The organism is Fulvivirga ulvae, from assembly GCF_021389975.1.
GTDB lineage: Bacteria > Bacteroidota > Bacteroidia > Cytophagales > Cyclobacteriaceae > Fulvivirga > Fulvivirga ulvae.
In genome coordinates this window covers 4,122,437-4,149,062 of the sequence record NZ_CP089981.1, presented here as the reverse complement: position 1 = coordinate 4,149,062, position 26,626 = coordinate 4,122,437, and the positions used below count along the sequence as shown (strand labels likewise).

Annotated in this window: 14 protein-coding genes, 1 tRNA gene and 1 pseudogene; 13 read left to right on the top strand and 3 right to left on the bottom strand. The window is 42.5% G+C overall.

The annotated features are described in order from the left end of the window. Positions 1-78: 78 nt before the first annotated feature. Entirely contained in the window at positions 79-2,001 is a 1,923-nt protein-coding gene (gene dnaG / locus LVD17_RS17695; RefSeq protein WP_306415949.1) for a DNA primase, read from the bottom strand. Between the two features lie 159 nt (positions 2,002-2,160). On the opposite strand from dnaG, the gene LVD17_RS17690 reads away from it, so the two are divergent. The 7 genes from LVD17_RS17690 (at position 2,161) to LVD17_RS17660 (ending at position 10,805) form a co-directional block, all read left to right on the top strand. Beyond that, a complete protein-coding gene (locus tag LVD17_RS17690) occupies positions 2,161-3,255 on the top strand; it encodes an Mrp/NBP35 family ATP-binding protein (protein ID WP_233760342.1) in 1,095 nt (364 codons plus the stop codon). A 4-nt stretch (positions 3,256-3,259) separates the two neighbouring features. Continuing rightward, positions 3,260-3,565 carry a NifU family protein gene (locus tag LVD17_RS17685; RefSeq protein ID WP_233760341.1) on the top strand — a complete coding sequence of 102 codons (306 nt, stop codon included), beginning with the start codon at positions 3,260-3,262 and terminating at the stop codon, positions 3,563-3,565. A 21-nt stretch (positions 3,566-3,586) separates the two neighbouring features. Then, positions 3,587-6,625, top strand: coding sequence for a T9SS-dependent choice-of-anchor J family protein (locus LVD17_RS17680; protein ID WP_233760340.1), 3,039 nt, complete (start codon positions 3,587-3,589; stop codon positions 6,623-6,625). Between the two features lie 52 nt (positions 6,626-6,677). Then, on the top strand, positions 6,678-7,754 hold the full coding sequence (locus tag LVD17_RS17675; protein ID WP_233760339.1) for a D-alanine--D-alanine ligase family protein: 1,077 nt from the start codon (positions 6,678-6,680) through the stop codon (positions 7,752-7,754). 77 nt (positions 7,755-7,831) lie between these two features. Further along, positions 7,832-8,614, top strand: coding sequence for a PASTA domain-containing protein (locus LVD17_RS17670; protein WP_233760338.1), 783 nt, complete (start codon positions 7,832-7,834; stop codon positions 8,612-8,614). Between the two features lies 1 nt (position 8,615). Further along, positions 8,616-10,505: a T9SS type A sorting domain-containing protein gene (locus LVD17_RS17665; RefSeq protein WP_233760337.1), complete on the top strand. Its 1,890-nt coding sequence runs from the start codon at positions 8,616-8,618 to the stop codon at positions 10,503-10,505. A gap of 6 nt (positions 10,506-10,511) precedes the next feature. After that, positions 10,512-10,805 carry a rhodanese-like domain-containing protein gene (locus LVD17_RS17660; RefSeq protein ID WP_233760336.1) on the top strand — a complete coding sequence of 98 codons (294 nt, stop codon included), beginning with the start codon at positions 10,512-10,514 and terminating at the stop codon, positions 10,803-10,805. A 109-nt stretch (positions 10,806-10,914) separates the two neighbouring features. On the opposite strand, the gene LVD17_RS17655 is transcribed toward LVD17_RS17660, so the two are convergent. Next, positions 10,915-12,147 (bottom strand): site-2 protease family protein, encoded by a 1,233-nt coding sequence (locus LVD17_RS17655; RefSeq protein WP_233760335.1) that lies wholly within the window; start codon positions 12,145-12,147, stop codon positions 10,915-10,917. Beyond that, positions 12,140-12,760, bottom strand: a complete 621-nt coding sequence (locus LVD17_RS17650; protein WP_233760334.1) for an HAD family hydrolase — start codon at positions 12,758-12,760, stop codon at positions 12,140-12,142. Before LVD17_RS17650 ends, LVD17_RS17655 begins: the two co-directional genes overlap by 8 nt. Positions 12,761-12,859: 99 nt before the next feature. On the opposite strand from LVD17_RS17650, the gene LVD17_RS17645 reads away from it, so the two are divergent. The 6 genes and pseudogenes from LVD17_RS17645 to LVD17_RS17625 all read left to right on the top strand — a co-directional run bounded on the left by LVD17_RS17645 (position 12,860) and on the right by LVD17_RS17625 (position 26,611). After that, a tRNA-Ile gene (locus LVD17_RS17645) sits at positions 12,860-12,933 on the top strand. A gap of 428 nt (positions 12,934-13,361) precedes the next feature. Further along, positions 13,362-13,448, top strand: a pseudogene (locus tag LVD17_RS28715) (M15 family metallopeptidase); the annotation flags it as partial. Positions 13,449-14,140: 692 nt separating this feature from the next. After that, positions 14,141-14,665 carry a hypothetical protein gene (locus tag LVD17_RS17640; protein WP_233760333.1) on the top strand — a complete coding sequence of 175 codons (525 nt, stop codon included), beginning with the start codon at positions 14,141-14,143 and terminating at the stop codon, positions 14,663-14,665. 128 nt (positions 14,666-14,793) lie between these two features. Beyond that, positions 14,794-18,042, top strand: coding sequence for a T9SS type A sorting domain-containing protein (locus LVD17_RS17635; RefSeq protein ID WP_233760332.1), 3,249 nt, complete (start codon positions 14,794-14,796; stop codon positions 18,040-18,042). Between the two features lie 241 nt (positions 18,043-18,283). Continuing rightward, positions 18,284-25,684 carry a putative Ig domain-containing protein gene (locus tag LVD17_RS17630; RefSeq protein ID WP_233760331.1) on the top strand — a complete coding sequence of 2,467 codons (7,401 nt, stop codon included), beginning with the start codon at positions 18,284-18,286 and terminating at the stop codon, positions 25,682-25,684. A 12-nt stretch (positions 25,685-25,696) separates the two neighbouring features. Further along, positions 25,697-26,611, top strand: coding sequence for a PorP/SprF family type IX secretion system membrane protein (locus LVD17_RS17625; RefSeq protein ID WP_233760330.1), 915 nt, complete (start codon positions 25,697-25,699; stop codon positions 26,609-26,611). Positions 26,612-26,626: the final 15 nt, after the last annotated feature.

Sequence of the window (26,626 nt, the reverse complement as noted above, 5' to 3'; positions counted from 1 at the left end):
ACTCTCTGACGTTCGTACGAGTATTTAATTCAATAGGTTGGCTCTTTCAACAAACTTCTTTGTGCAGGATTCGGCAGATCAGCGGGATACAACGATGCCCAGCACTTTGGCGATCTCCATTTCGGATTTTTTCAACTCTCCATGTATTTTAAAATATCGATCCTGCTCCTCTTCCTCTTTCGCATCTTTCATTTTAGACAGGTTATCGGTTATTAGCTTCTGTATCACCCGAAACTTAAGCCGGAGTACATTGGTGAATACTACATTCTCCAAAATGTCATGCTCATGAGGTACAAATATCTGGAACTTATCATTCCAGTTGGGACTCACTTCATGCCTTTCCGTAAGCAGGTTGACCACCTCATTTTTTATTTCAGTTGAGCAATGGTTAATAAAAAAATGGCTATCCACTACCCTGCCTTCTGCAAGTTCCCTTTTAAATATATCCAGTATTTCCTTGTAGACCGGTGTGGTAAATTCTATGTCTTCCAGCTGCTCGAAAAGATAGTTATAAAGCCTGTACTCTTCTTCTATTTCATTGAAGCCATAGTTGATCAACAGCCTGATACTCTCCCGTTCCTGAATTTTAACGATTTTGGAATGATCAAGCGTTTTGCTCTCCGCCGGGCCATCCATAAGCTCCTGCAACATTTCATTGCTGGTCTCCTGCTGTTCACGTTCCTTGCCTTTCTTTCGCTTCTGGTTGATCAGCAGCTTGTTCATCTCCGATAGAAGCACTCCTTCATCAATATCAAGCACCGAAGAGGTCTCCTTGATATATATAGCCCGCTTTATCGGGTCAGGTATTTTGGTGATACTACTGACGATCTCTTTGATGGATTCGGCCTTCCTGATCGGATCGCGGGCGGCCTCTTCAGCATACAGGCCAGCTTTGAAGGTGATGAGATCGCGTGAGTTTTCCTTCAGGTACTTTTTAAACTCCGAAGTGCCCAGCTTTCGCGAATAGCTATCCGGGTCTTCACCTTCAGGAAACACCACCACCCGAACGTTAAGCCCCGCCTCGAGGATCATATCCACCCCTCGCAGCGCAGCCATCAGTCCTGCGGTATCTCCGTCAAATAATACCGTAATATTATCAGTAAACCTCCTTATCAACCTGATCTGGTCATCCGTAAGCGATGTGCCGGAGGAGGATACAACATTCTCTATATCAGACTGATGCATCGAAATCACATCAGTATAGCCTTCTACAAGGTAGCAATTGTCTTGCTGGCGAATAGTCTGCTTGCCCTGAAAAAGACCGTAGAGGATCTTACTTTTATGATATACATCGGTCTCGGGCGAATTGAGGTACTTTGGTTTAGCATCCTTCTTTAAAGTACGCGCACCAAAAGCTACTACTTTACCGGTAACATTGTGTATGGGAAAAATGACACGCCCCCGGAAACGATCATACTTCTTACCATCATCCTTGCGTACAAGTAGTCCTGCCTTCTCCAGGATATCTTCATTATAAGCATTTTTAAGGGCTTTTTGAGTTAGTGCATCCCACTGATCGAGACTGTAACCCAACTCAAACTTCTCGATGGTTTTCTCTGTAAAACCACGCTCCCGGAAGTAACTTAACCCTATAGACTGCCCCTCTTCATGCTTCTTTAAAGTCTCCTTAAAATACTCATTGGCAAAATTTAGTACAATAAAAAGGCTGTCCCGCTCATTTTGTTGCCGCACCTGATCGTCACTCTGCTCCTCTTCCTGTACTTCAATGCCATATTTTTGTGCCAGGTGGCGAATGGCTTCAATATACGTAAGTCCGTCATGCTCCTCTACAAATGAGATAGCATCACCCGCTTTACCACAACCAAAACACTTATAGATACCCTTGGCTGGTGATATGGAAAACGAAGGTGTTTTCTCGTCATGAAAAGGGCAGCATGCCCATAGATTTTGCCCCTTTCTTTTTAAACTCACATAGTCAGACACGACCTCCTCAATATCCATCCTGTCTTTAACCTGCTGTATCGTTGCCTGATTTATCAAGATTATTTATTTAATGAACCTCAAAGATAATTTTAAAACAGTCATCGCCCAAAACAATAGTAAAACAACTATTTTTGTCTTACAAATGTTACTAAAAGCAAAACATAAAAGCTAAATTGCAGGCTGAAATTTTAATTCGATTTTGAAGGGAAGATTTTAATGAAATATACAGAGGCTGATATACTTAAAGCGTTATCAACAGTGGATGATCCGGACCTGAAAAAGGACCTGGTAACGCTTAATATGATCAAAGATGTAGAAGTGTTTAGTGATTCAGTCCGGTTTACTGTTGTGTTAACCACTCCGGCCTGTCCGTTGAAGGAGTTAATCAAAAACAATTGTATAGACGCTATACATGAGCATGTGGATAAGGATCTTGAGGTAGAGGTGGTGATGACGTCCAATGTTACCACCACACGTAGCAGTGCTCCACTACTCCCCAACGTAAAAAATATTATAGCGGTAGCCTCCGGCAAAGGAGGTGTAGGTAAGTCTACAGTGGCCGCCAACCTTGCAGTAGCCCTTTCCCGGGAAGGCGCAAAAGTGGGTATTATCGATGCCGATATTTACGGTCCGTCGGTACCTACTATGTTTAACTGCGAGCATGAACAGCCTGGCGTAAAGCAGGTTAACGGCAAAAATGTTATTGTACCTCTGGAGCAATATGGTGTAAAGCTCATTTCAATTGGCTTTCTCACTCCTGCTGACAATGCGGTGATCTGGAGAGGCCCTATGGCCAGCTCTGCATTAAAGCAGTTTATTTCAGATACTGATTGGGGAGAGCTTGACTACCTGATCATCGACCTGCCTCCGGGCACAAGCGATATTCACCTTACTTTGGTACAAACTGTACCGGTGACAGGAGCCGTGATTGTGACAACGCCTCAAAAAGTGGCGCTAGCTGATGCTCAAAAGGGACTTGCCATGTTTAAACAACCTCAAATAAATGTTCCTGTTTTGGGTATTGTGGAAAATATGGCCTACTTTACTCCTGAAGAGCTCCCAAACAACAAATATTACCTGTTTGGTGAGGGCGGAGGGCTGAACTTATCGGAAAAATTCGATGTTCCCTTACTTGGACAAATACCGATAGTTCAAAGCATCCGTGAAAGCGGAGATAACGGGTACCCTGCCGTAATGAAAGAAGGCATTACCCAAAAAGCATTTACTGACCTGGCAGAAACTCTGGCAAGGCAGGTAGCCATAAGAAATGCAAATTATGATAAGACGAAAACGGTAGAATTTAAAGTATAGTTAAATGGAATCCACTAATACATTGTCAATGGAAGATATCACCACCAGAATTGACCAGGCTCTTGACAACATCAGGCCTTATCTGGAAACCGACGGGGGCAACGTGAAAATATTGGAAATCACGGATGATCTGGTGGTAAAACTTGAGTTATTGGGTGCCTGCGGTTCATGCCCTATGTCTACCATGACATTAAAAGCGGGTGTGGAAGAAGCTATCAGAAGGGCCGTACCACAGGTTAAAGCAGTAGAGGCAGTCAATATCACTCACCCTGATGACCCTCATGCCAAATTACCTGATAACATGTTATAAAGCCTGAATTGCTAACTTCTATTGGACCTGAAAAAGAAAAGTATAATACCATCAACAATTAAGAGCCTGTTCATAGCAGGCTTTTTGTTATGTATATCAACCTTCCTGCAGTCCCACCTTTACGCTCAACGCTGCGCGACCGTTGAATATCAAAAAATAAGACATCAAAAGTACCCGCACTTAAAGTCGGAGGCTGAATTTGAGAGCTGGTTAAAAAAGAAAATAGAACAGAGAAAAGCAGCACTTGCCAATGGCATTGCCAGGGAAGAAGCCACAGTCTACACCATACCTGTTGTGGTCCATGTGATTCATAATGGAGAAGCTCCCGGTATAGGAACAAACATCCCTGATGATCAGATCATTTCTCAAATTGAAGTACTCACCGAAGATTTTCGCAGAACAAATACCGACGCCTCCAATACACCGGCTATGTTCTTACCTGTTGCTTCCGATGTTGAACTTGAATTTACTCTGGCCCTGCGCGACCCTGAAGGACTGGCTACATCCGGCATAATAAGGGTAGATGGCGGGCGCTCACAATGGAGCCTTGCCGATAATTATGAACTTAAAAGCTTAAGCCTGTGGCCCCCGGAAGACTACCTAAACATTTGGGTCACGGACCTCAGCGGAAGCTATCTGGGATACGCACAATTCCCAACCACTGATTTACTGTCAGGGTTGGATGCCGCCAGTGAAAGCCAGTTCACAGATGGCGTAGTTATAGACTATCGTGCCTTCGGTTCAGCAGATAAATATCCTCCTTCCAATGTGATCAGCTCTTACAATCTCGGTCGCACTACAACCCATGAAGTTGGCCATTATTTTGGCCTCAGGCACATCTGGGGCGACGACAGCGGCGGATGCTCCCTGTCTGACTATGTAGATGACACTCCAAACCAAGGTGGAAGCACCACGGGGTGTCCTGACTCAAACCCCGAATCATGTTCCTCGGTCGATATGATCCAGAATTACATGGACTACACCAACGATGCATGCATGAACCTCTTCACAGAAGACCAGAAAACCAGGATGAGGACAATTTTAGACAATAGTCCCAGGCGTGCCAGCCTCAGGGACTCCAAAGGCGCAATGCCTCCGGTGGTAGTCAGCAACGACCTGGGTATTAGAGATGTTATAAATCCTGTATACAGCTCATGTGCAGGTGCAGCTACACCAACATTGGCAATAAGAAATTATGGCAGTAACACCATTACATCAGCCGAAATAACCATCAGAATTGACGCAGGCGCTGTTGAGGCTACAACTTTTATTTTGAACCTGCCGCCTTTAGGTATAGACACGGTAGCGTTTGATCCCGTAGACTTTGACACTACTCAGGAGTACGAAATACTTTATGAAGTAACCATAGTAAATGGGGTGGCTGACGGTAACGCAGACAATAATCAGAAAACTACTATTATTGAAGTTCCTGAAACAATAAATATTCCGATCAACGAGGACTTCAATCTGCTTGCTCCGGGGCAGACTCCGGAGCAATGGACGCTTCAAAATCCGGATGGACAAAAAACCTGGGAAGCCAGGCAGAATGTACCCAATGGTGAGGGAAGTTCCAACACGGCCCTGTATGTCAACTTTTACGATTACGAAATTGAAGGAGATTATGACACATTAATAACACCCGTGCTCGATCTTTCTTCAATAACTTTTGCCATACTCTCTTTTGACCGCGCCTATGCCCAATATCCCCAGGTAGATGCTGACGGGCTGATTATTAAGGTTTCGACCAACTGCGGCCAGTCTTATGATCATACTATTTTTGAAAGCTATGGCAGCGAACTGGCTACGGTTTCGGAAACTTCAAGCTCTTACTTCCCTTCGGGTTTGTCTGACTGGAAAAAGGAATGTCTTATACTTGATGATTTTTTGGGTAACTCCAATGTTAGGATAGCTTTTATAGCACGAAACGGCTACGGCAACAATCTTTATATAGACAATATTTCGATTAATGACAGTGACAATGCCAGTGACAGAAAAGACCTGGCACTTATTGGCCTTTCGCGTCCGTCAAAAGTGGTTTGTCCTCAGGATTTAAGTCCTACGGTGCTGGTTAAAAATCAAGGGTGTACTGTTGAAGAACAGTTTACACTCAATTATCAATTTGATTTTGGCCAGGTCGTTTCTGACGAAATAACATTTGATAGCCTCAAACCAGGACAAACCCTGGAGGTTGTTTTAGCCAATGAGTCCTTTAGCCTTGGTAAGCATGTGTATGACATTGAACTCATGGGCACTAATGATATCAATACTTCCAACAACACCTTGTCAGGCGCCTTTTATGTAAATGATGAAAAAGATGAATTGCCAATAAGGGAGGATTTCGAAAACTTTAGTTCCTCCGGCTGGGTTGCTGCAAATGATATAGATGATGTAGTATCATGGAGTCTGGAAGAGACAGACAGAGGTAACTCACTGTACCTGTCAGGCACAGGGCAGGAAGGCTGGCTGGTTAGTCCGGCACTAAACTTTACCACTGCAGAACAGGCTCTGCTATCTTTTGATCTGGCCTACTCGCATGTTGAGGGTTCCAAAGACGGTCTTACTATTCTTGTAAGTACCGATTGTGGAGTGAGCTATGAGGAAGAAGTATTCAGCAGATTCGGTGAGGAGCTTGGCACCGGGACGTTCACAAGCACACCCCGTGCGGATTCTGTCTGGTCTCGTATAGATGTAAACCTCAGTGAATACCTGCAGGAAGACGATCTGCGGATTGCTTTCATAGTAACCAAGGACAGTGACAGCAATATTTACCTGGATAACATACAGACTTTTGTAACCAAGCATGAAGTAACGGAAGACCTGATCTACCCCAACCCGGCTCCCGGGGGCATTTTTAATATTTCATTTGACCTGCCTGAAAAGGAAACTGTAGAGGTAGGCATATATGATTCCCGTGGGCAAATTCTGGGGCACATGGTCTTTAATAATACTTTAAACCAAACTTACACTTTTGATTATGGCCATGCCGCACAGGGTATATATTTTGCAAAGGTGGTAGGAGAATCATTTTCATATACAAAAATAATTTGGCTGTTACGTTGATACCTATAGTTGTTTTATATTTGGCCCAACTGTTATAATCTCTTTACGATACATGGATAAAAAGCAAACCGTAGCCATTCTTTTCGGCGGCAAGTCTGTTGAGCATCAAATCTCAATTAACTCAGCTAAAAATGTTTTTGAGTTTATAGATAAGGATAAGTACGATCCCATTCTTATCGGTATATCTCAAAAAGGAGAATGGTTTTTAAAGAAAGAGGTTAACGGAAACTTCACTTCCGAAGATTCCCTTAAGCTTAACCTGAATGCAGAAAAGGGTGGCTTTTTTAACAGCCACGACGGTAGCACATTGGTTCCCGACCTCGTGTTTCCCGTACTCCACGGTACTGATGGCGAAGACGGCAGCATTCAGGGACTTCTGCGGGTTATCAATGTGCCCTTTGCCGGCACCGGGGTTTTGGGCTCAGCCATCTCCATGAGCAAACTATACTCTAAAAGGTTACTACAATCTGCCGGTATACCTGTAAGCAAATATGTATCTTTTGATTACCATGAAAGGGAAAAAATAACTTTTCAGCAATTAAAGGATGAACTTGGCCTGCCATTTATGGCCAAAGCGGCCAATTTGGGTTCTTCGGTTGGAGTGCATAAAGTGAAATCGGAGGAAGGTTTCAATCACGCCATAGCCGATGTTTTCAATTTTGACAGTACCATCATCTTTGAACAATATGTAAAAGGCCGGGAATTGGAATGCGCAGTAATGGGCAATGAAATACCTGAAGCTTCACTGCCTGCTGAGATTGTGATAAGCCAGAATTATGATTTTTATACCTACGAGGCCAAATACCTCGATCCTGAAGCTGTGAAACTTGAAGTACCGGCAAATGTAAATACACAAATTGCAAAAGAGATTCAGGAACTGTCTATCAAAAGCTATCTGGCCCTAAAGTGTGAAGATTTTGCCAGAGTAGATCTCTTTTTAAAGGAAAATGGCGAGATCATTATCAATGAGATCAATACAATACCAGGCTTTACCAACTCTAGTATGTTTCCTATGATGTGGAAAGAACGTGGTGTTTCATTTACAGACCTGATCACCAAGCTAATAGAAATGGCACTCAAGCGATTTGAGAGAAGTCAGCTTATTTCAAATCAGTTTACAGCCAATTAGTTTATTGACCAATAAAAATTTCACCCCTTTATAAGAATTCATTAAGTTTAACCGTTAAGTATATTCAGTATTAGCACATGAAATTAGAAACTGATTCTTTAAAAAGCTTACTTATACATTTAGTTATTGTTGTTGCGGTACTTTTTGGATTAGCTTTGGCATTTTTCTATCTCTACCTTCCTTCCACTACAAATCATGGAGAAACCATTACGGTTCCAAACCTGGAAGGACTACATATGGAAGAAATCGACGAGTTTTTAACCAAAAGGCACCTGAGGTATGAGATCAACGATTCAACTTTTTCTGATGAGTACCCACCTCTAACTATATTAAAGCAATATCCTAAACCCGGCAGCAAAGTAAAGGAAGGGCGGAAGATATTCATCTCTGTAAACAGAATAGATCCTCCAACGGTACCGGTACCGGAATTAGTAGACCGCTCACTTCGCAATGCGGAGGCGGTACTAAAAAGCAACGAACTTAAGCGGGGTAAAATCACCTACAGGCCAAGTCAGTTCCTGAACCTGGTATTAGAAATGAAATATGAAGATGAAATCATTCAATCGGGTCAAAGGATACCAAAAGGTTCCACCATTGACCTGGTGGTAGGCGACGGTTATGCCCAGTCCAACTTTGCAGCACCCAGGCTTACGGGTAACGAAATTGATGATGCACGATTTATAATATTAGGCTCAAACCTGGAAATGGGGCTGGTAACTTTGGAAGGAGATACTACCGGACGCAAAAGCATCGTTACCAAACAGGAACCTGAAGCGGGCACGCAGGTACGTATAGGCGATGCTATCGACCTATGGATATCTCCAGTTTCCGAAGAAGACGAAAATACAGTGGAAAACTAACATGTTGAAGACATTCAAATATGTAATAATAGCTCTGATGATCTTTGGTTCTGGCCACAGCATGGCCCAGCTTAAGGTATACAGCATAAAAAAAACAAGTCAATCCACTTCTAAAAATACCAAAAACAGTGCCCGGGAAGAAGCAGATGTCCTTAATCTGCCCTTTTGGGATGATTTCTCTTACTCATCTGCACAGCCTTCGGACACGCTATGGGAAGTCAGTGGTGTTTTTATCAACAATGGCTTAGGTATTACTCCCCCAAGCCTTGGAGTTGCTTCTTTCGATGGTACTGATGCCAATGGCCTTGCCTATTCAACGAATACCAGTAGCATGGGTGAAACTGATAGCCTTACCTCACTCCCGATCGATCTGAGCGGACTCACTGTTAATGACAACGTATATATTAGTTTTTTCTACCAATATGCCGGCTATGGAGATACTCCGGATAGTGGTGACTCTGTAAGACTGGAACTAAAAAAAAGCGACTCTACATGGGTAAGTATATGGCCGGGCACCGCTCAGTTGGATACTACCGGCAATTTTGTTCAGGTCATACAAAAAGTAAATGATGCTGCTTTCTTTCACGAATCTTTTCAGTTTCAGTTTACTTCTTTTGGACGGCGGTCAGGCCCATTTGACGTTTGGAATATAGATTATGTATATGTGAACAAGAACAGGTCCGAATCTGATCTGTTCTTTCCTGACAGAACGGTTAGTACTCCAATGATCAAAATTTTTAATGATTACACTGCCATCCCTTATAACCATTTTGATCCGTCACTTCTGGAATATCCTGTTTTAAATTTTTATAACCTCGAATCAGGTACGGTTCCCTCTCCCTATGGTTACAAAGTGGGTGGCGTATTAAACTACTACTACGAAGATTCCATGAGCACGGAACTGTTTGATACGCTATCCATAACTGCGGTAGCACAACCCCTTACACCCGGAGAGATTCAAACGCTTCAATTAGATCCATTCCTCAGCAGCGTCACCTTTGACAATACTGCTGACTCACTTGAAATAAAAGCAACATTGGCCATCGATGCCGGTGACAATGTGGACGATTATGATCCTGCGTATTTACCGATAGACTTCCGGGTAAATGATACCACCAGGGCTTCATTCATACTTTCCAGCTACTACGCCTATGATGACGGCAGTGCCGAAGTAGCCGCAGGTTTATTAAATGGTGCTGGAAAATCGCTGGCTTACCAGTTTGACCTGGCAAAGGACACAACAGGTTATGTTGTTGCTATAGATGTTTACTTTCCGTATATCAACGCCGATCCCACTGGAAAAGAAATTGACCTTTCTATTTGGAGGGCTATTGATACAAGAAACTCTGAGCCAAGCACAACTTCCCTGATCCATAGAGAACGTACCGCTGTAAAGCGGGGTCCGGCCTTAAATGATTTTGTAAGATATAAGCTGAGAAATGCCGTAGAGGTCAGTGATACTTTCTTTATTGGCTATAAGCAAATCGCGGCAGGTGATCTGGGCATTGGCCTGGACAAAAATACAGACTCAGGCGAAAAAATGTTCTTCAACATTGATGGCACCTGGCAACGCAACACACTGGTGGAAGGGAGTCTAATGTTACGCCCTGTCTTTGGGATACCTCCTGATGACATTGAAACCGGACTTCCTGACAAGCCGGAGAACAAACTTAATGTATATCCTAACCCCTCTTCAGGGAAATTCACAATTAAAGGAGATTTTGAAACCGTGAAAGTCTTTGACATACACGGAGTTGAGAAAAATTTTTCTTTGATATCTGATGGTAATAACGCTATTTTGAACCTTGAAAATCAGGCTGAGGGTTTATACATCCTTCAGTTCGTTCGAAGAGAGCGTATTGAAACCATAAAAGTATTTAAAAAGCAATAGTTACGTATGTTGGAGGTTACGGCCGAAGAGCTTAAAAGGAGACTCGATAGTAAAGAAGATTTGTTTATTATTGACGTGAGAGAGTGCTGGGAGTATGATGAAATAAACCTTGGCGTTACCAATATCCCACTGGGTGAGCTGCCTCAACACCTGTCAGAGCTGCCTTCAAAAAGCACAGAAATCATCGTTCATTGCCAGTCAGGCCGCAGAAGCGGACAAGCTCAAAAGTACCTGACCAAGCAAGGCTTCTCCCAGGTAGCCAGCTTAAAAGGTGGGCTGGACGCTTATCTGAGGCTGTAGTTTAGATCATCCCAATTCGAAGTGATATTATCAGTTCGGTTCTTTATTGGACCGATATCTGTTAGTAGCAATCGGCAACCTGTATTTCCAATTTATACATCTACTCATATTAATTGATCACAATTGGTGCAGGGCTGAATGATATTACAAAGATCAGCAGTGCCAGCCAGCCAACGATCTGTCTTTTCAGGTCGAGCGGTTCCTCAATCATAGAAGGTGGATGGTAAACTCCTAATACCCTGCCTACTATAAAAGCAAACAGCAGCCACCCTGAATACCCTACAATGTTAGGGGCGTATAAAGAAATGCCAAATTGCATTGTAAAAATGATAAGTGCATACATCAGCGTTTCCTGCCTGCTTTTCCGAAGCCCCTGCAAGGTGATATACAGGAAGCCAATATACAGCGGAATACTGTAAATAAGATTGTCAGCACCATCATACGGTGTAAGCATACCCATACCTGCATAAAATAAAAAAGAGATAAAGACTACCGTGGCAACTTTCTTAAACCTTTTATAGCCTATCAATCCGTAGAGCACATGTCCGCCATCAAGTTGACCGATTGGCATAAGGTTTAATGAGGTAAACAACAGCGCCAGAAATCCGGCAAACAACCAGGGATAATGCATCAGTTCCTTTTCATTAGGCACTCTTTCAGGATCACTAGCTATATATTTTTCAAAAAACAGAAACAACAATGGCTTACCTAAAGCGATAGAAGGGTACTCCGGCTGGGGTTCGAATTCACGAAACTCCCACTCTCCTTTTTTCCCCTCCTCTATATGTTGGAGTGAGTCAGCTTCCCTGGCCTTGGCATAAGCAAGCGAGTCCTGCTCCTTATGAAACTCATAGGTGTAGACATGCTCTTCAAAATCAGGCCCGAACGCTTCATATTCAGGATGAATACTGTAAATATATTCCGGCTCAGGCAAATGCGTGTAGCCATAATAAAGTACTCCCAGCGCTACAATAAAACCCGCCACGGGACCGGCAACGCCAATATCAAAATGAAGCTTTTTAGAACTTACCGGCTCCTTAATCCTGATCAGTGCTCCCATAGTACCGAAGAAGCCTGGAAACGGGGGCAGGGGAATATAAAAAGGCAATGTAGTTTTTACTTTGTGATAAACCGCAGTGAAGTAGTGGCCAAACTCATGTACGGTAAGGATCAGCAGTAAAGGGATGGAGTAAGCCAGACCATTTTGAAAATCAGCCCAGGAATAGTCGGTAAGCAGCCACATTTTGCCGTGTACCCACCATTCGCCCGCCATAGTAGTTGTGAAAAAAGTAACGATAAACAGGGAAGCCTGTATAATATATGTCTTTGTCCTTTTATCCATTGAAAAAATCTATCAAAGCTGTTGGCCTATTTATATGCAGTGTCCGGATGCCTAAGTTAGCCGCTCCCTTTATATTATCAGCATTATCATCGATAAATAATACATGCTCAGGGTGTAAATTGTTATCATCGAGCACAAACTGGTAGATATCTGCATCTGGCTTGCGCCTATTGACGAGGTGCGAGTAATATTGCTTGTCAAAGTAAGGATCGAAATTATCAACCCCATGCATCGCCAGCCTTTCATGGACGCAGCGCATGTGTATGGCATTGGTGTTGCTTAGCAGGAATAAGCCGTGCTCTTCCCTCAGGCTTTTAAGCAAAGCCAGACGCTCCGCAGGAATATCCAGGATCATGGCATTCCAGGCATCATCAAGTTGCTTGTCGTCACCGTCAAACTTCAACAACCCTCTCAGAAAGCTTCTGAACTCCTTATCACTTATAGCACCCGTCTCATAACGTTTAAATTCATCGTGGTGCAAATATTTCTCCTTAACAAAATCTGGTTCTACCCTACCCAAGCGGGCAAATTCCCTGATGGTAAGCTCAGTATCGAGGTTGATAATAACGCCTCCCAGGTCGAATATCAAAAATTTTAAATTTCTTGTGCTCAAATTTGATAACTTTGTTTGTGTAATTCGGGGCAAATATGTAACATTGCAATCCCAATTTCAAGGAGATAAAAGAAGTAAATTCTCAGAAATCTTCTGAACGGGCCTATAGCTCAGCTGGTTAGAGCACTTGACTCATAATCAAGGGGTCCCTGGTTCGAGCCCAGGTGGGCCCACAAAACGAAAACCCTTGTAAATCAGTGATTTGCAAGGGTTTTTTGTTTAATTCAACATTTAGATTTTCAGAGAAAAATTTCTCGAATTTTATATTTGCAAACATTTTGCAAACATTTCGGAAAATCCTGTACAAAATAAGAGGAATCAAAACTATTTATCTCAGTCAGAATTAGATAGAAACACGTCAAAAAAACACATGCATCATGAGAGCCTCCCATGGCCTTGACAAAGAGTTGTTTAATCGGATTAGTCTAAATTTTCCATTGCTCCATGTTTACCTCCTCGACTAGTTTGACACTATAATAGTTTGCTCCTCCTGATTTATAAATTTTTTGTTATTTATTTCAATATTTTGAGTAGTATTTTATATAAGTTTATTGCTCAAAACGTTATGCCCCAGATCATTAACCGCTATTAACAACCCAAAGAGCTTGGTCTCGAATGGGGTGACCGCTGGAGATCCTTCAAAGATCGTCCTCATTTTCAGGATTTGAGTGGGAGGACTATTGCGTAGCTTTACCGGGAGTTTGAGAGGACGGGGAGGTTGGTGGCTTGACCTTCAATCTTCCTGCCCTGTTAACTAAATAATTAAAGATCAAGCCTTATGCTTGCATACATCCATGCATTTTTTATTTCATCTCCTTTATAATAGTAGAAATGAAACCTTCTTTGTTTTCACTATCCTCATGGGACAGTTCTCCATAAATATATCTGCAATTTAAACGTTTGGCTATATTAATCAATTCTTCCATGTCATAGTGCCAAGCCCTCTATGGCCATTGTCCTCGTGATTTATAATATCATATATTACAATATATTCAAATGGCTTTTCAATCGTGCTCAGATTGTAAGCCCCCCGTTTTAGGACTACATAAAAGTATAAATTTCTATTAATTATTATTGTTATAGTAGGTGTTAATTGTGGGTAACTCCATGGAGCTATACACTGTTAACACCACCTGGAGCTGGTTCTGATTTGTCATTTCAAAGGAAATGATCAATACTTAAAATAACAAAACATAGAGCTTAGTCTTGTATTAAAAAAACAACTATTTGTATTCGTCTTTCATCTTGAGAAAGGCAACATCTCATCGACAAGATCATCCCACTCGTCCAATAAATTAGTTTTATCAATTCATTAATAAGAAATTTCAATTATTAAACCAACTGGATCAATCCTTTATGTTTTTCAACTCACTATTAGACATGCCTTCTACCATTTTATTAGGCATTATAACAGAAGCACTTGAAGTGAAGAATTTAGAGTGGAATACAATGGACGGTATCCAATTATTTTTAATTATTAACTCTCTTTTAATGATGGACCTTATCATTCAAGATCAATCCTTATCTAGCTCTAAGTTGTTCAACCATCAAACTACGACTAAGCAAATATCAGAACCCAACCATATAAAGGATGAGTTGGGAAGCTTAAAAAAATCTATGGAACACCTGAAAAAGGAAAATTATTCTCGGCATTTGAGAATAGAGCAACTCCAAGAGCAAATCACCCGATATCTATTCCTCGCTGGACATAAAATAAGGGGACCGCTTGCCAGAATTCTGGGTATTATAAATCTTTTTGATAAGGATGCCCTGAATGAAAGCGAGAGGAAACTGCTATTTCAAGAATTAAAAAATTCCTCAATGGAACTTGATGAAGAGATCAGGAAAACCAATGAGATACTGTATGAAGATATAAATAGTATCAGCACACCAGAACTCACCTAACATGGCTTTTTAAGTTTTAGTTGACATCAACCGGTTTCATTATGATCATGCTTACAGTTTGTCATTTGCTAACTACCCTTGAAAGCTATTTATAGAATATCAATTAACAATGCTAAAATCACATATCAATGAAAAAGTTAATTTTAATTTTCCACATTTTTATAACCAACCTGGCACTAGCACAAAATGTAATATTATTTGAGGATTTCGAGGGAGGCTTGCCCGGCTGGGTTAAATCTGTAACCAACGGTGTAACAGATAATGAGTGGTACGTCCTTGGTCAAAACAGCGATTTTACTTCCGGGAACAATTGTTTAGGTATTTCTACCGGGGATGGTAATAATACTTATAACAATATTACATCAGACCATAGTGTATGGATACAACCTGATTGGCCTGCTGTAGTTACTGACCAGAACATAAAGATACAGTTTGATGGTCATGCGGATGGAGAAATAACTTTAGGCGCGGATTATATGGCTATTTATTTAGCGGATATTGATGCTTCTGTTGTGGCTACAGATAACAATTTAAATAGTACAAACTCGATATTAATTGGTTATCTATATAATGCTCCTGCCTGGAATAGATACACAATAAATCTAAATAGTAGCCATCTCACCTTCATTCAAAATTCAGTTTTTGGGGCTACACTTGTGTTTAACTGGAAAAATGACAATAACTTCATTCTGGACCAACCTCCTGCTACAATAGATAACCTACTCATAACCAATGAACCTATTGCCAATCCTCCTTTGGCAGGAAGCTATACTATAGGCTTAAATAATGGCGAGAGCTTTGCAACACTTACAAATGCTTTTGATTACTTAAGCAATTATGGTCAAAGTGCCGATGTAAATTTTTATCTGACCGACACTAATTATTCGAGCGATTTTGAAACATTTCCTCTGGTACTGGGAGACGGAACTACTACACCATACCCTGGGATGGGAACCTATAAACTTACTATTAAGCCAGGGTCTGGAAATACACCCGTTATTACTGGTGATAATTTTAGTGAAACCAATCTGGGAACACTGACATTTAGAGGTGTGAGTAATATTACTATTGATGGATCAAATACCGTAGGTGGCAACAGCCGAGACCTTACTATCACCTCTAATGACAATACTTCTAACTATGTTATGCCTGTATTTCTCGCTGGAATTGATGAAGTCAATATTATGGAAAATATAGTGGTGGAAAATTCGAATCTGGAAACCAATAGTCAGGATAATGGCTATGGCATAATCGCAGGCCTATTTAACGCCAACACTTCGAACAGTCATTTCAGTTCGGAAGCAGCATTTAATAATTTGACAATTAAAAACAATAAATTTCAATCAGTAAAAGAAGCGATTCACATTGATGGGGTTGACAGGGCTGTTTTAGGTTATAATGGGAACAGCCTGGCCCTAAACGTTACGATCATCGACAATGAAATGGCGTCTCAGGATATAAACAATCAAATTAAAGAAAGCGGCATTCACATTTTAGGAGTTGATAATGGCTTGGTATCCGCTAATACCATTGGTGACTTTGACAGAGAGGACCTACATGCAGATGATGGTATTGTTGCAGATCAAAATTGTAAAAACCTGATTATAGAAAAAAACAAAATCTTTAATTTAGGCTTCACCGGAGATGCTACATCTAATATCAGTGCTCATGCTATAAACGTATACTCAGGACTCCCAGATTGTAACATCATAATTCGGAATAACGAAATAAGAGGTATTGCCGGAAATGGAGCTAGCTCTACAGCCAACGCCGGCTTTCTGAATCCTGTCGCTATATTTTTAGGCTTAGGAGGTGAGGTTGGATGGATTCAACTTTATAATCAATCAGGAATCAAAGTATATAATAATTCCATATATATGTATGGAAATGAGATGGATTTTACCACTTCGGTATCTATGGGTATCGCGGTAGCAGCCAATACCACCAATGTCGATATAAGAAATAATATAGTGAAAAATGATTTAGGGGGCGCCAGTACTCTGGGAGGTAAGGCATCAGCGTTAGCCGTGTTTATTGAAACAGCTGCCTCACAAATGTCATACATTGATTATAATGCATATCATGTAGCAGCCAATGAAAGCTACACCAACAATTATATTGGATTAGTTGGGAATCTTACTGATCTCCTAACCGATGGCAACACTCAATTGTCATCATGGCGAATGACAACAGGGAATGATAAATCATCTTTATTCGGAGACCCCGGTTTTTCATCTCAAAATTACCTTATGCCAGACATCTCGAATTCAAACAGTTGGAATGTGAGTGGGATGGGTGTTCATCTTCTATCTGTTACTGATGATTTAAATGGAGTTGAACGTCCTACCACAGTGGTTGACGGCGGTCTGGATCTTGGTGCATATGAATTTAATGCAGATCCGTCATTTTCGCTCCCTCCGCTAGTTACCTTAAATGGTCCCTTTCTCACTGGAGTGGATTATACGATCTATATAAATGAGGTAGAGCGCTTTACAATTAACTTCGACATAGGCTCAGACTTGCCTGATCAGATAAGTGCCAGGTTTTATGGAGGCGCCTGGCCTGCAAATTCAGGGGTTTATAATGTTGCAAATAATTATACTGATATCTCTGCAAGTGGACCAAACGAAAATATCTATAACTACGCACTTTCATCTAAATATGATCCCGCATATTTAGGCACACTGGATATGGATGCTTCAAATATTCATATAACAAATGATGCGAGCTATACTGATGAATGGAAGGCACTATCTACCATTGTTGATTTACCTAACAATATGTTTTCTTCTTCTAAAATTAACCAATTTGGAAGATTTACTAAAACCAGTACAGAAAACTTGTTACCAGTAGAATTACTAGAATTTAAAGCAAAAAACACTGGTAGTAGTAACCGTATTTCGTGGATAACATTATCAGAAGTTAATAATGATTATTTCATTTTGGAAAAAAGTCATAATGGGCAAGATTGGAAATTTCTAACTAAAATGCAGGGACAGGGAACTTCTGTCACTTTAAACCAATATGAGACTCTGGATTCTAATCCTTCCATTAGAACATATTACAAGCTCAAACAAATGGACTTTGATGGTACTGAAACAGGTTTTGATGTAATTTATGTTGATAGAATCAGCAATCAATCCGCTACCGTTAGCATAAAGGTATTCCCTAACCCTGCCTCGGAAAAACTTATAATAAATAATACACTTTCAGAAAACATAATGTTTGAAATAGTGTCAATCTCAGGCAAACGTGTTAAGGCAGGTAAGCTTACCCTTGGACGAAATGTTTTAAATGTAAGCGAATGGAAGAATGGCATGTATATTTTCAAAAGCAGTGTTGGAGGTATTCCCGAAAGAATTTTAATAAAACACTAAACCCGTTAAAGGTTTTTAATATACAGATCGAAAATATTGGTTACCATTTGAAAGCCTTGTCTCATTAACTAAATCCAGATTCTAAAAAAAATAGAAGTATCCATTTTATCTTTTGCCGAGCCAGGAAGTCTTTCCACCGATAGGAGCAATCCATACATCTATTAATTTTTATTACTTGATCCTCTATTGATATCTTGTAAATACTTGTAATGAATTACATTGAACGACTAACATAGTTAACATGAAGATTTTTTATTTTCTTTTATTTTTTTTAATCACATCCATTAATGTATATGGACAGTTGGATACAAAACACTATATCCCTCCTTTTTATGGACGGGAAGATCGTGCAGACGGAGCCAGTGAGGATATATATTTAGTTATAAGTACCCCCCAAACTACCGTCTTCGATGTTACTGTCACTGATGGAGCAGGTAATCCCTTGCCATTTTCGCCAGTATCAGTAAGCAGGTCAACCCCGGCTATAATACCCCTGAGCTCCGGTGGTACTAAGGGAACAGGAACTAAATTTTTGATTGATGATACGGCTCTAGCTACCATAGTATCTGATGAAGGCTTAATCTTAACCGGGAATAAATCATTCTTTGCAAGTATCAGGGTTTCAGAATCAGCACAAGCCGGATTTTTGACATCTAAAGGAACAGCAGGCTTTGGCACTGAATTCAGAACTGGCCACATATGGAATACTTCAGGTGAAACGGGAAGGAAAGCTCACGTTTTCAGTATCATGGCCACTGAAGACAATACCACCGTAACAATTAGTGATTTTGATGCTGTAGATTTTGAAAATGTATCAGAGGGAAGTGGTTCTATAGCAATCAATTTAAACCATGGCCAGTCATATGTTATGGCAGCTTTTGCTGATAATCCGTCAGCAGATAACCTTAATAATGTCAACGGGACCCGAATTGCTTCTGATAAAGATATTGTAGTGAATTCCGGGTCATGGCTTGCGGGTTCACCCGGAGGTACAAATGCAGGAAGAGATATTGGAATTGACCAAATAGCCCCAATTGAAGAGACTGGTTTTGAATATATTTTAGTAAAAGGTGAAGGCACAGACAGTGAAAATGTAATTGTTGTAGCCCATACTGATGGGACAAACATTTATGTGAATGGAAATTCGTCACCTTATAACTCAAGCCCTTTGAGCGCTGGAGAATTTATAAGATTAACGGCAGCCGACTACTCAGCAAATCAAAATATGTATATTACTGCCAACCAGCCAGTATATGTATATCAAGGGCTTAATGGTAGCTCAAGTACCAATGAAAGACAACTAGGTATGAATTATATGCCTCCGATTATTTGTCTGGGAGGCACAAATGTAGATATACCAGATATTGATCAATTAGGGAACCCCGTTATTCAAATTATTGCAGAAGCCGGTCAGGCTGTTACTATCACGGACGAACTAGGTAATGTTACAGATGTTTCTACTGGGGCAAAAGCTGTCACGGGTAATTCTAATTATGTTACATATAAAATTACGGGTTATACTGGGGATGTAACCGTGGAGAGTCCCAGACCAATAAGAGTTTCTTTAACGATTGAAAGCGGCAATATAGGTGGTGCAGGTTTTTTTTCAGGGTTTACAACAACTCCTGTAATTGAAACTCCTGGCGGATACAATTCTTCAACATGTATCCCAGACAATTTACCTGTTATTTTGAATGCAGAAGGTTTTGATAATTATCAATGGTTTCGGGACGGAGTATTATTGTCAGGAGAAACCAGCTCGACTTTATCCGTGAATAGTCCAGGGGTATACACTGCGGCTGGGACTATTGCCGGATGTGTTTCATCTGAACAATCATTCCCTTTATCCGTATCCCTTTGTCCAGGTGACGTTGGTATAGCCAAAAATATTGTTAGCACCAGTAATGTTAGTGGGTCACTTTTTGATGTGGTTTTTGATCTTATTATCACTAACTACAGTTCCAGTAACCCTGCTCCTAATTTACAGATTATTGATGATATTACGGAAGGCCTGCCTTCAGGAGCTACCGTCACATTGCAAACGGCACCGGTAATCACGAGTGGGACTTTTATTTCAGGTGGCATAAGTTCATCATACGATGGAAGCAGTGATCTGGCCATACTTACTACCTCTGCAAGTACTGTTGATACTGAGTTAGCCGTTGGTGCTAGTATTACTATTCGATATACTGTTAGGGTTGATATGAGTGGTGCGAGTGCCCCGGCCTATACTAATCAGGCTATAATATCTACTGCTGTTACAGGACCTAATGATGGAATAACGGCCACTTTTGACAATCAGGATTTTTCAGACAATGGAACAAACCCGGACGCCGATGGTGACGGTGATCCGACTGAAACGGGTGAAAATGATATCACGCAAGTATGCTTAAGTAACTATTCAATTAAATACACTACTTCAACATACTATACTACAGGAACCGATCCTACACCGACTATTATTGGCCTTAACGGAGGCACCTTCTCTTCTGCAAGTGGACTTTCCCTAAATAGTTCCACCGGACAAATAGACCTGTCAGCATCAATTGTTGGCACGTATACCGTTACATATTCGTTTGGAGGCTTATGCCCTGTTACGACAACGGTAACCATAGCGCTAAATCCACCTGCCGAACCTACAGTGGATACACAAACAACAAACGACACAACTCCGGTTATAACAGGGGCAGCGATACTGGAAACAGGTGAAACATTAACAGTAGAGGTGAATGCTGTAACATACACATTGGGCGACGGGAATTTATCAATTTCAGGAAGTACATGGACATTGATGATACCTTCAGGAAATGAAATCGCTCCCGATGGTACTTATGAAGTTATTGCTACAATTGATGATGGAGCAGGTGGGATGACTTCTGATACGTCCAACAACGAGTTAACAATTGATACGAGTGGTCCGGCCACCAACATTATCGGGGCGCCTGCGATCGTTGAAAATACATCCAGCTATAATGTTCAGATAGAATTTGATGAAGATGTAAATGGTTTTGTTATCACAGATATTGTAGTTACTAATGGGTCAATCTCCAATTTTGTAGCTCTGGATGGTAATACTTATACCATTGACATTACACCAAATGGTGCTGGCAACATCACGATTAATGTAAACAGTGGAGTTGCTCAGGATATTGCTGGAAATGACAATATTGCGGCAACAATGGTAACGACTGTTTATGACTATGAGGCAGTCTATACAGTAAATGCTGCTCAAAACGTCGATATCTATGCAAACAATGATGTACTGGCAACAGTAGCTGATGCCAATGGTACGGGAGTTACCGCTGCCGTACTTGCAAACAGCACCAGCTTACCAGCAGGTGTAGCCCTTAATGCCACCACCGGGGAGGTCACGGTAAGTGATGCCAGCGCACTGGCGGCAGGAACATACACCTTTGATGTTACCACTACAGACAGCGAAGGTGGTACAACCACACAAACTGTATCACTGACATTCAATGGCGACAGCGAAGCAGTATACACGGTGAACGCTGCACAGAACGTGGACAGCTACTCAGACAACGATGTACTGGCAACAGTAGCTGATGCCAATGGAACAGGAGTTACCGCTGCCGTACTTGCCAATAGCACCAGCTTACCAGCAGGTGTAGCCCTGAACGCTACCACCGGAGCAATTACGGTAAGTGATGCCAGCGCACTGGCGGCAGGAACATACACCTTTGATGTTACTACTACAGACAGCGAAGGTGGTACAACCACACAAACTGTATCACTGACATTCAATGGCGACAGCGAAGCAGTATACACGGTGAACGCTGCACAGAACGTGGACAGCTACTCAGACAACGATGTACTGGCAACAGTAGCCGATGCAGACGGAACAGGAATTGCAAGCGCAGTACTGGCCAACAGCACCAGCTTACCAGCAGGTGTAGCCCTTAATGCCACCACCGGAGCAATTACGGTAAGTGATGCCAGCGCACTGGCGGCAGGAACATACACCTTTGACGTTACTACTACAGACAGCGAAGGTGGTACAACCACACAAACTGTATCACTGACATTCAATGGCGACAGCGAAGCAGTATACACGGTGAACGCTGCACAGAACCTAGACAGCTACTCAGACAACGATGTACTGGCAACAGTAGCTGATGCAGGCGGAACAGGAATTGCAAGCGCAGTACTGGCCAACAGCACCAGCTTACCAGCAGGTGTAGCCCTGAACGCTACCACCGGAGCAATTACGGTAAGTGATGCCAGCGCACTGGCGGCAGGAACATACACCTTTGATGTTACTACTACAGACAGCGAAGGTGGTACAACCACACAAACTGTATCACTGACATTCAACGGCGACAGCGAAGCAGTATACACGGTAAACGCTGCACAGAACGTAGACAGCTACTCAGACAACGATGTACTGGCAACAGTAGCTGATGCAGACGGAACAGGAATTGCAAGCGCAGTACTGGCCAACAGCACCAGCTTACCAGCAGGTGTAGCCCTTAATGCCACCACCGGAGCAATTACGGTAAGTGATGCCAGCGCACTGGCGGCAGGAGCATACACCTTTGACGTTACTACTACAGACAGCGAAGGTGGTACAACCACACAAACTGTATCACTGACATTCAACGGCGACAGCGAAGCAGTATACACGGTAAACGCTGCACAGAACGTAGACAGCTACTCAGACAACGATGTACTGGCAACAGTAGCTGATGCAGACGGAACAGGAATTGCAAGCGCAGTACTGGCCAACAGCACCAGCTTACCAGCAGGTGTAGCCCTTAATGCCACCACCGGAGCAATTACGGTAAGTGATGCCAGCGCACTGGCGGCAGGAGCATACACCTTTGACGTTACTACTACAGACAGCGAAGGTGGTACAACCACGCAGACTGTATCACTGACATTCAATGGCGACAGCGAAGCAGTATACACGGTGAACGCTGCTCAGAACGTGGACAGCTACTCAGAAAACGATGTACTGGCAACAGTAACCGATGCAGACGGAACAGGAGTTACCGCTGCCGTACTTGCCAACAGCACCAGCTTACCAGCAGGTGTAGCCCTGAACGCTACCACCGGAGCAATTACGGTAAGTGATGCCAGCGCACTGGCGGCAGGAACATACACCTTTGATGTTACTACTACAGACAGCGAAGGTGGTACAACCACACAAACTGTATCACTGACATTCAATGGCGACAGCGAAGCGGTATACACGGTAAATACACCTCAAAATGCAGACAGCTACTCAGACAACGATGTACTGGCAACAGTAACCGATGCAGACGGAACAGGAATTGCAAGCGCAGTACTGGCCAACAGCACCAGCTTACCAGCAGGTGTAGCCCTTAATGCCACCACCGGGGAGGTCACGGTAAGTGATGCCAGCGCACTGGCGGCAGGAACATACACCTTTGACGTTACTACTACAGACAGCGAAGGTGGTACAACCACACAAACTGTATCACTGACATTCAATGGCGACAGCGAAGCAGTATACACGGTAAACGCTGCACAGAACGTAGACAGCTACTCAGACAACGATGTACTGGCAACAGTAGCTGATGCCAATGGAACAGGAGTTACCGCTGCCGTACTTGCCAACAGCACCAGCTTACCAGCAGGTGTAACCCTTAATGCCACCACCGGGGAGGTCACGGTAAGTGATGCCAGCGCACTGGCGGCAGGAACATACACCTTTGACGTTACTACTACAGACAGCGAAGGTGGTACAACCACACAAACTGTATCACTGACATTCAATGGCGACAGCGAAGCAGTATACACGGTGAACGCTGCACAGAACCTAGACAGCTACTCAGACAATGATGTACTGGCAACAGTAACCGATGCAGACGGAACAGGAATTGCAAGCGCAGTACTGGCCAACAGCACCAGCTTACCAGCAGGTGTAGCCCTGAACGCTACCACCGGAGCAATTACGGTAAGTGATGCCAGCGCACTGGCGGCAGGAACATACACCTTTGATGTTACTACTACAGACAGCGAAGGTGGTACAACCACACAAACTGTATCACTGACATTCAACGGCGACAGCGAAGCAGTATACACGGTAAACGCTGCACAGAACGTGGACAGCTACTCAGACAACGATGTACTGGCAACAGTAGCTGATGCAGACGGAACAGGAATTGCAAGCGCAGTACTTGCCAACAGCACCAGCTTACCAGCAGGTGTAGCCCTTAATGCCACCACCGGAGCAATTACGGTAAGTGATGCCAGCGCACTGGCGGCAGGAACATACACCTTTGATGTTACTACAACAGACAGCGAAGGTGGTACAACCACACAAACTGTATCACTGACATTCAATGGCGACAGCGAAGCGGTATACACGGTGAACGCTGCACAGAACGTGGACAGCTACTCAGACAACGATGTACTGGCAACAGTAACCGATGCAGACGGAACAGGAATTGCAAGCGCAGTACTGGCCAACAGCACCAGCTTACCAGCAGGTGTAGCCCTTAATGCCACCACCGGAGCAATTACGGTAAGTGATGCCAGCGCACTGGCGGCAGGAACATACACCTTTGATGTTACTACAACAGACAGCGAAGGAGGTACAACCACGCAAACTGTATCACTGACATTCAATGGCGACAGTGAAGCAGTATACACGGTGAACGCTGCACAGAACGTAGACAGCTACTCAGACAATGATGTACTGGCAACAGTAGCTGATGCAGACGGAGTTATAACTAATGCAGTAGTGGTCAACGGTAGTACACTTCCCGCAGGTATGATAATGAGCAGTACAACCGGAGAGATAACAGTAGCAGATAATTCACTGCTTGTTCCGGGGGTATATACCATAACCATAACTACTACAGATGTACAGGACGGAACAACTACGCAAACGGTAACCATTCAAATATTGGATTCTGGTATTACAGATTCTGATGGTGATGGAGTTACTGATTCTGATGAAGATATAAATGGTGATGGTGATTTGACTAACGATGACTCAGATGGAGATGGCATACCGGATTACCTGGACACAGATGATGATGGAGATGGTGTATCAACTGCTGATGAAGATGTGGACGGCGATGGTGACCCAACGAATGACGACACCGATGGTGATGGTACTGCCGACTATCTGGATACTGATGATGATGGCGATGGAGAAGCGACATCAGACGAAGATCACGATAATGACGGTGATCCTACAAATGATGATACGGATGGTGACGGCACTGCGGATTACCTGGACGAAGATGATGATGGAGACGGTCTGGCAAGTGCAGATGAAGATGGTAATGGTGATGGAGATTTGGATAATGATGATTGTGATAGGAATGGCGTGCCTGATTACCTTGACCCGAAGCCTTGCGATAATGTACTTGACCCTGAAGAAGGCTTTAGTCCTGGTAGCGCACAATTCGGCACATGGATTATCAATGGAATTGAAAATTATCCAGACAACGCTGTAAAGGTATATAATCGTTGGGGTAACCTGGTGTTTGAAACCGAGGGCTATAACAATAATGATAAAGCCTGGACAGGAATAGCTAATGGTAAACTACTCATAGGAACAGAAGCACCTGATGGCACCTACTTCTATGTGATAGACTTAGGAGATGGCAGCAAGCCTTTGAGTGGATATGTTATAATCAAACGATAAGAAGAAAAGAAGATGAAAAGTAAAAGATTTATAATAGTAGCAATTCTGTTGTTCGTAAGCCTTTTATCAAATGGCCAACAACAGGTAATGTTTACACAATATATGTTTAATGGGCTGGCGTTAAATCCTGCATATGCAGGCAGTCACGAAACAGTAAGTATAACTGCACTGGCACGTGAACAATGGACTGGCATAGATGGTGCGCCGAGTACCCAAACACTAAGTATCCATTCTCCTGTTTTCAATCAAAGAATTGGCGTAGGCCTTCTATTTCTTCATGATGAAATAGGCGTTACTGAACAGACCGGGGTATATGCTGCATATTCTTATAAAATACCTTTTGCAAACGGGGCTGATCTGGCGCTAGGACTTCAGGCAGGATTTACGTCATATAATGCGAGATTCAGCAAAGTTTCTGATATCAACCCGGCGTTTGCCAATGGTGATGTGCAGGAAATGCACCCTAACTTTGGTTTTGGAGCTTACTATTCAACAGAAAGGTTTTATGTTGGGTTTTCAGTGCCACAATTGGCTCAGAATACCTTTGATAAAGATAACAAGGATTCGGATTCAAGGATAATCAGGCATTATTTTGCTACAACTGGCTATGTTTTCGATTTAAACAGAAACCTTAAGTTAAAACCTAATTTGCTTGTTAAGGCAGTAGATGGCGCGCCGGTTGAGTTTGATTTGAATACGAATTTATTGATCAACGAAGTGGTATGGTTAGGGCTGTCCTGGCGTTCCTTTGACTCGTTTGACGCACTGTTTCAGTTGCAGGTTACTGACCGCCTGCAGTTGGGCTATGCTTATGACTTTGCCACCACTTCAGATCTGAGGCGTGTAAATGGAGGTTCTCACGAGGTCATGTTAAATTATAGATTTTCACTTACCAGCAAAAGAATTGTTACACCACGATATTTCTGATACGAATGCTTGAGT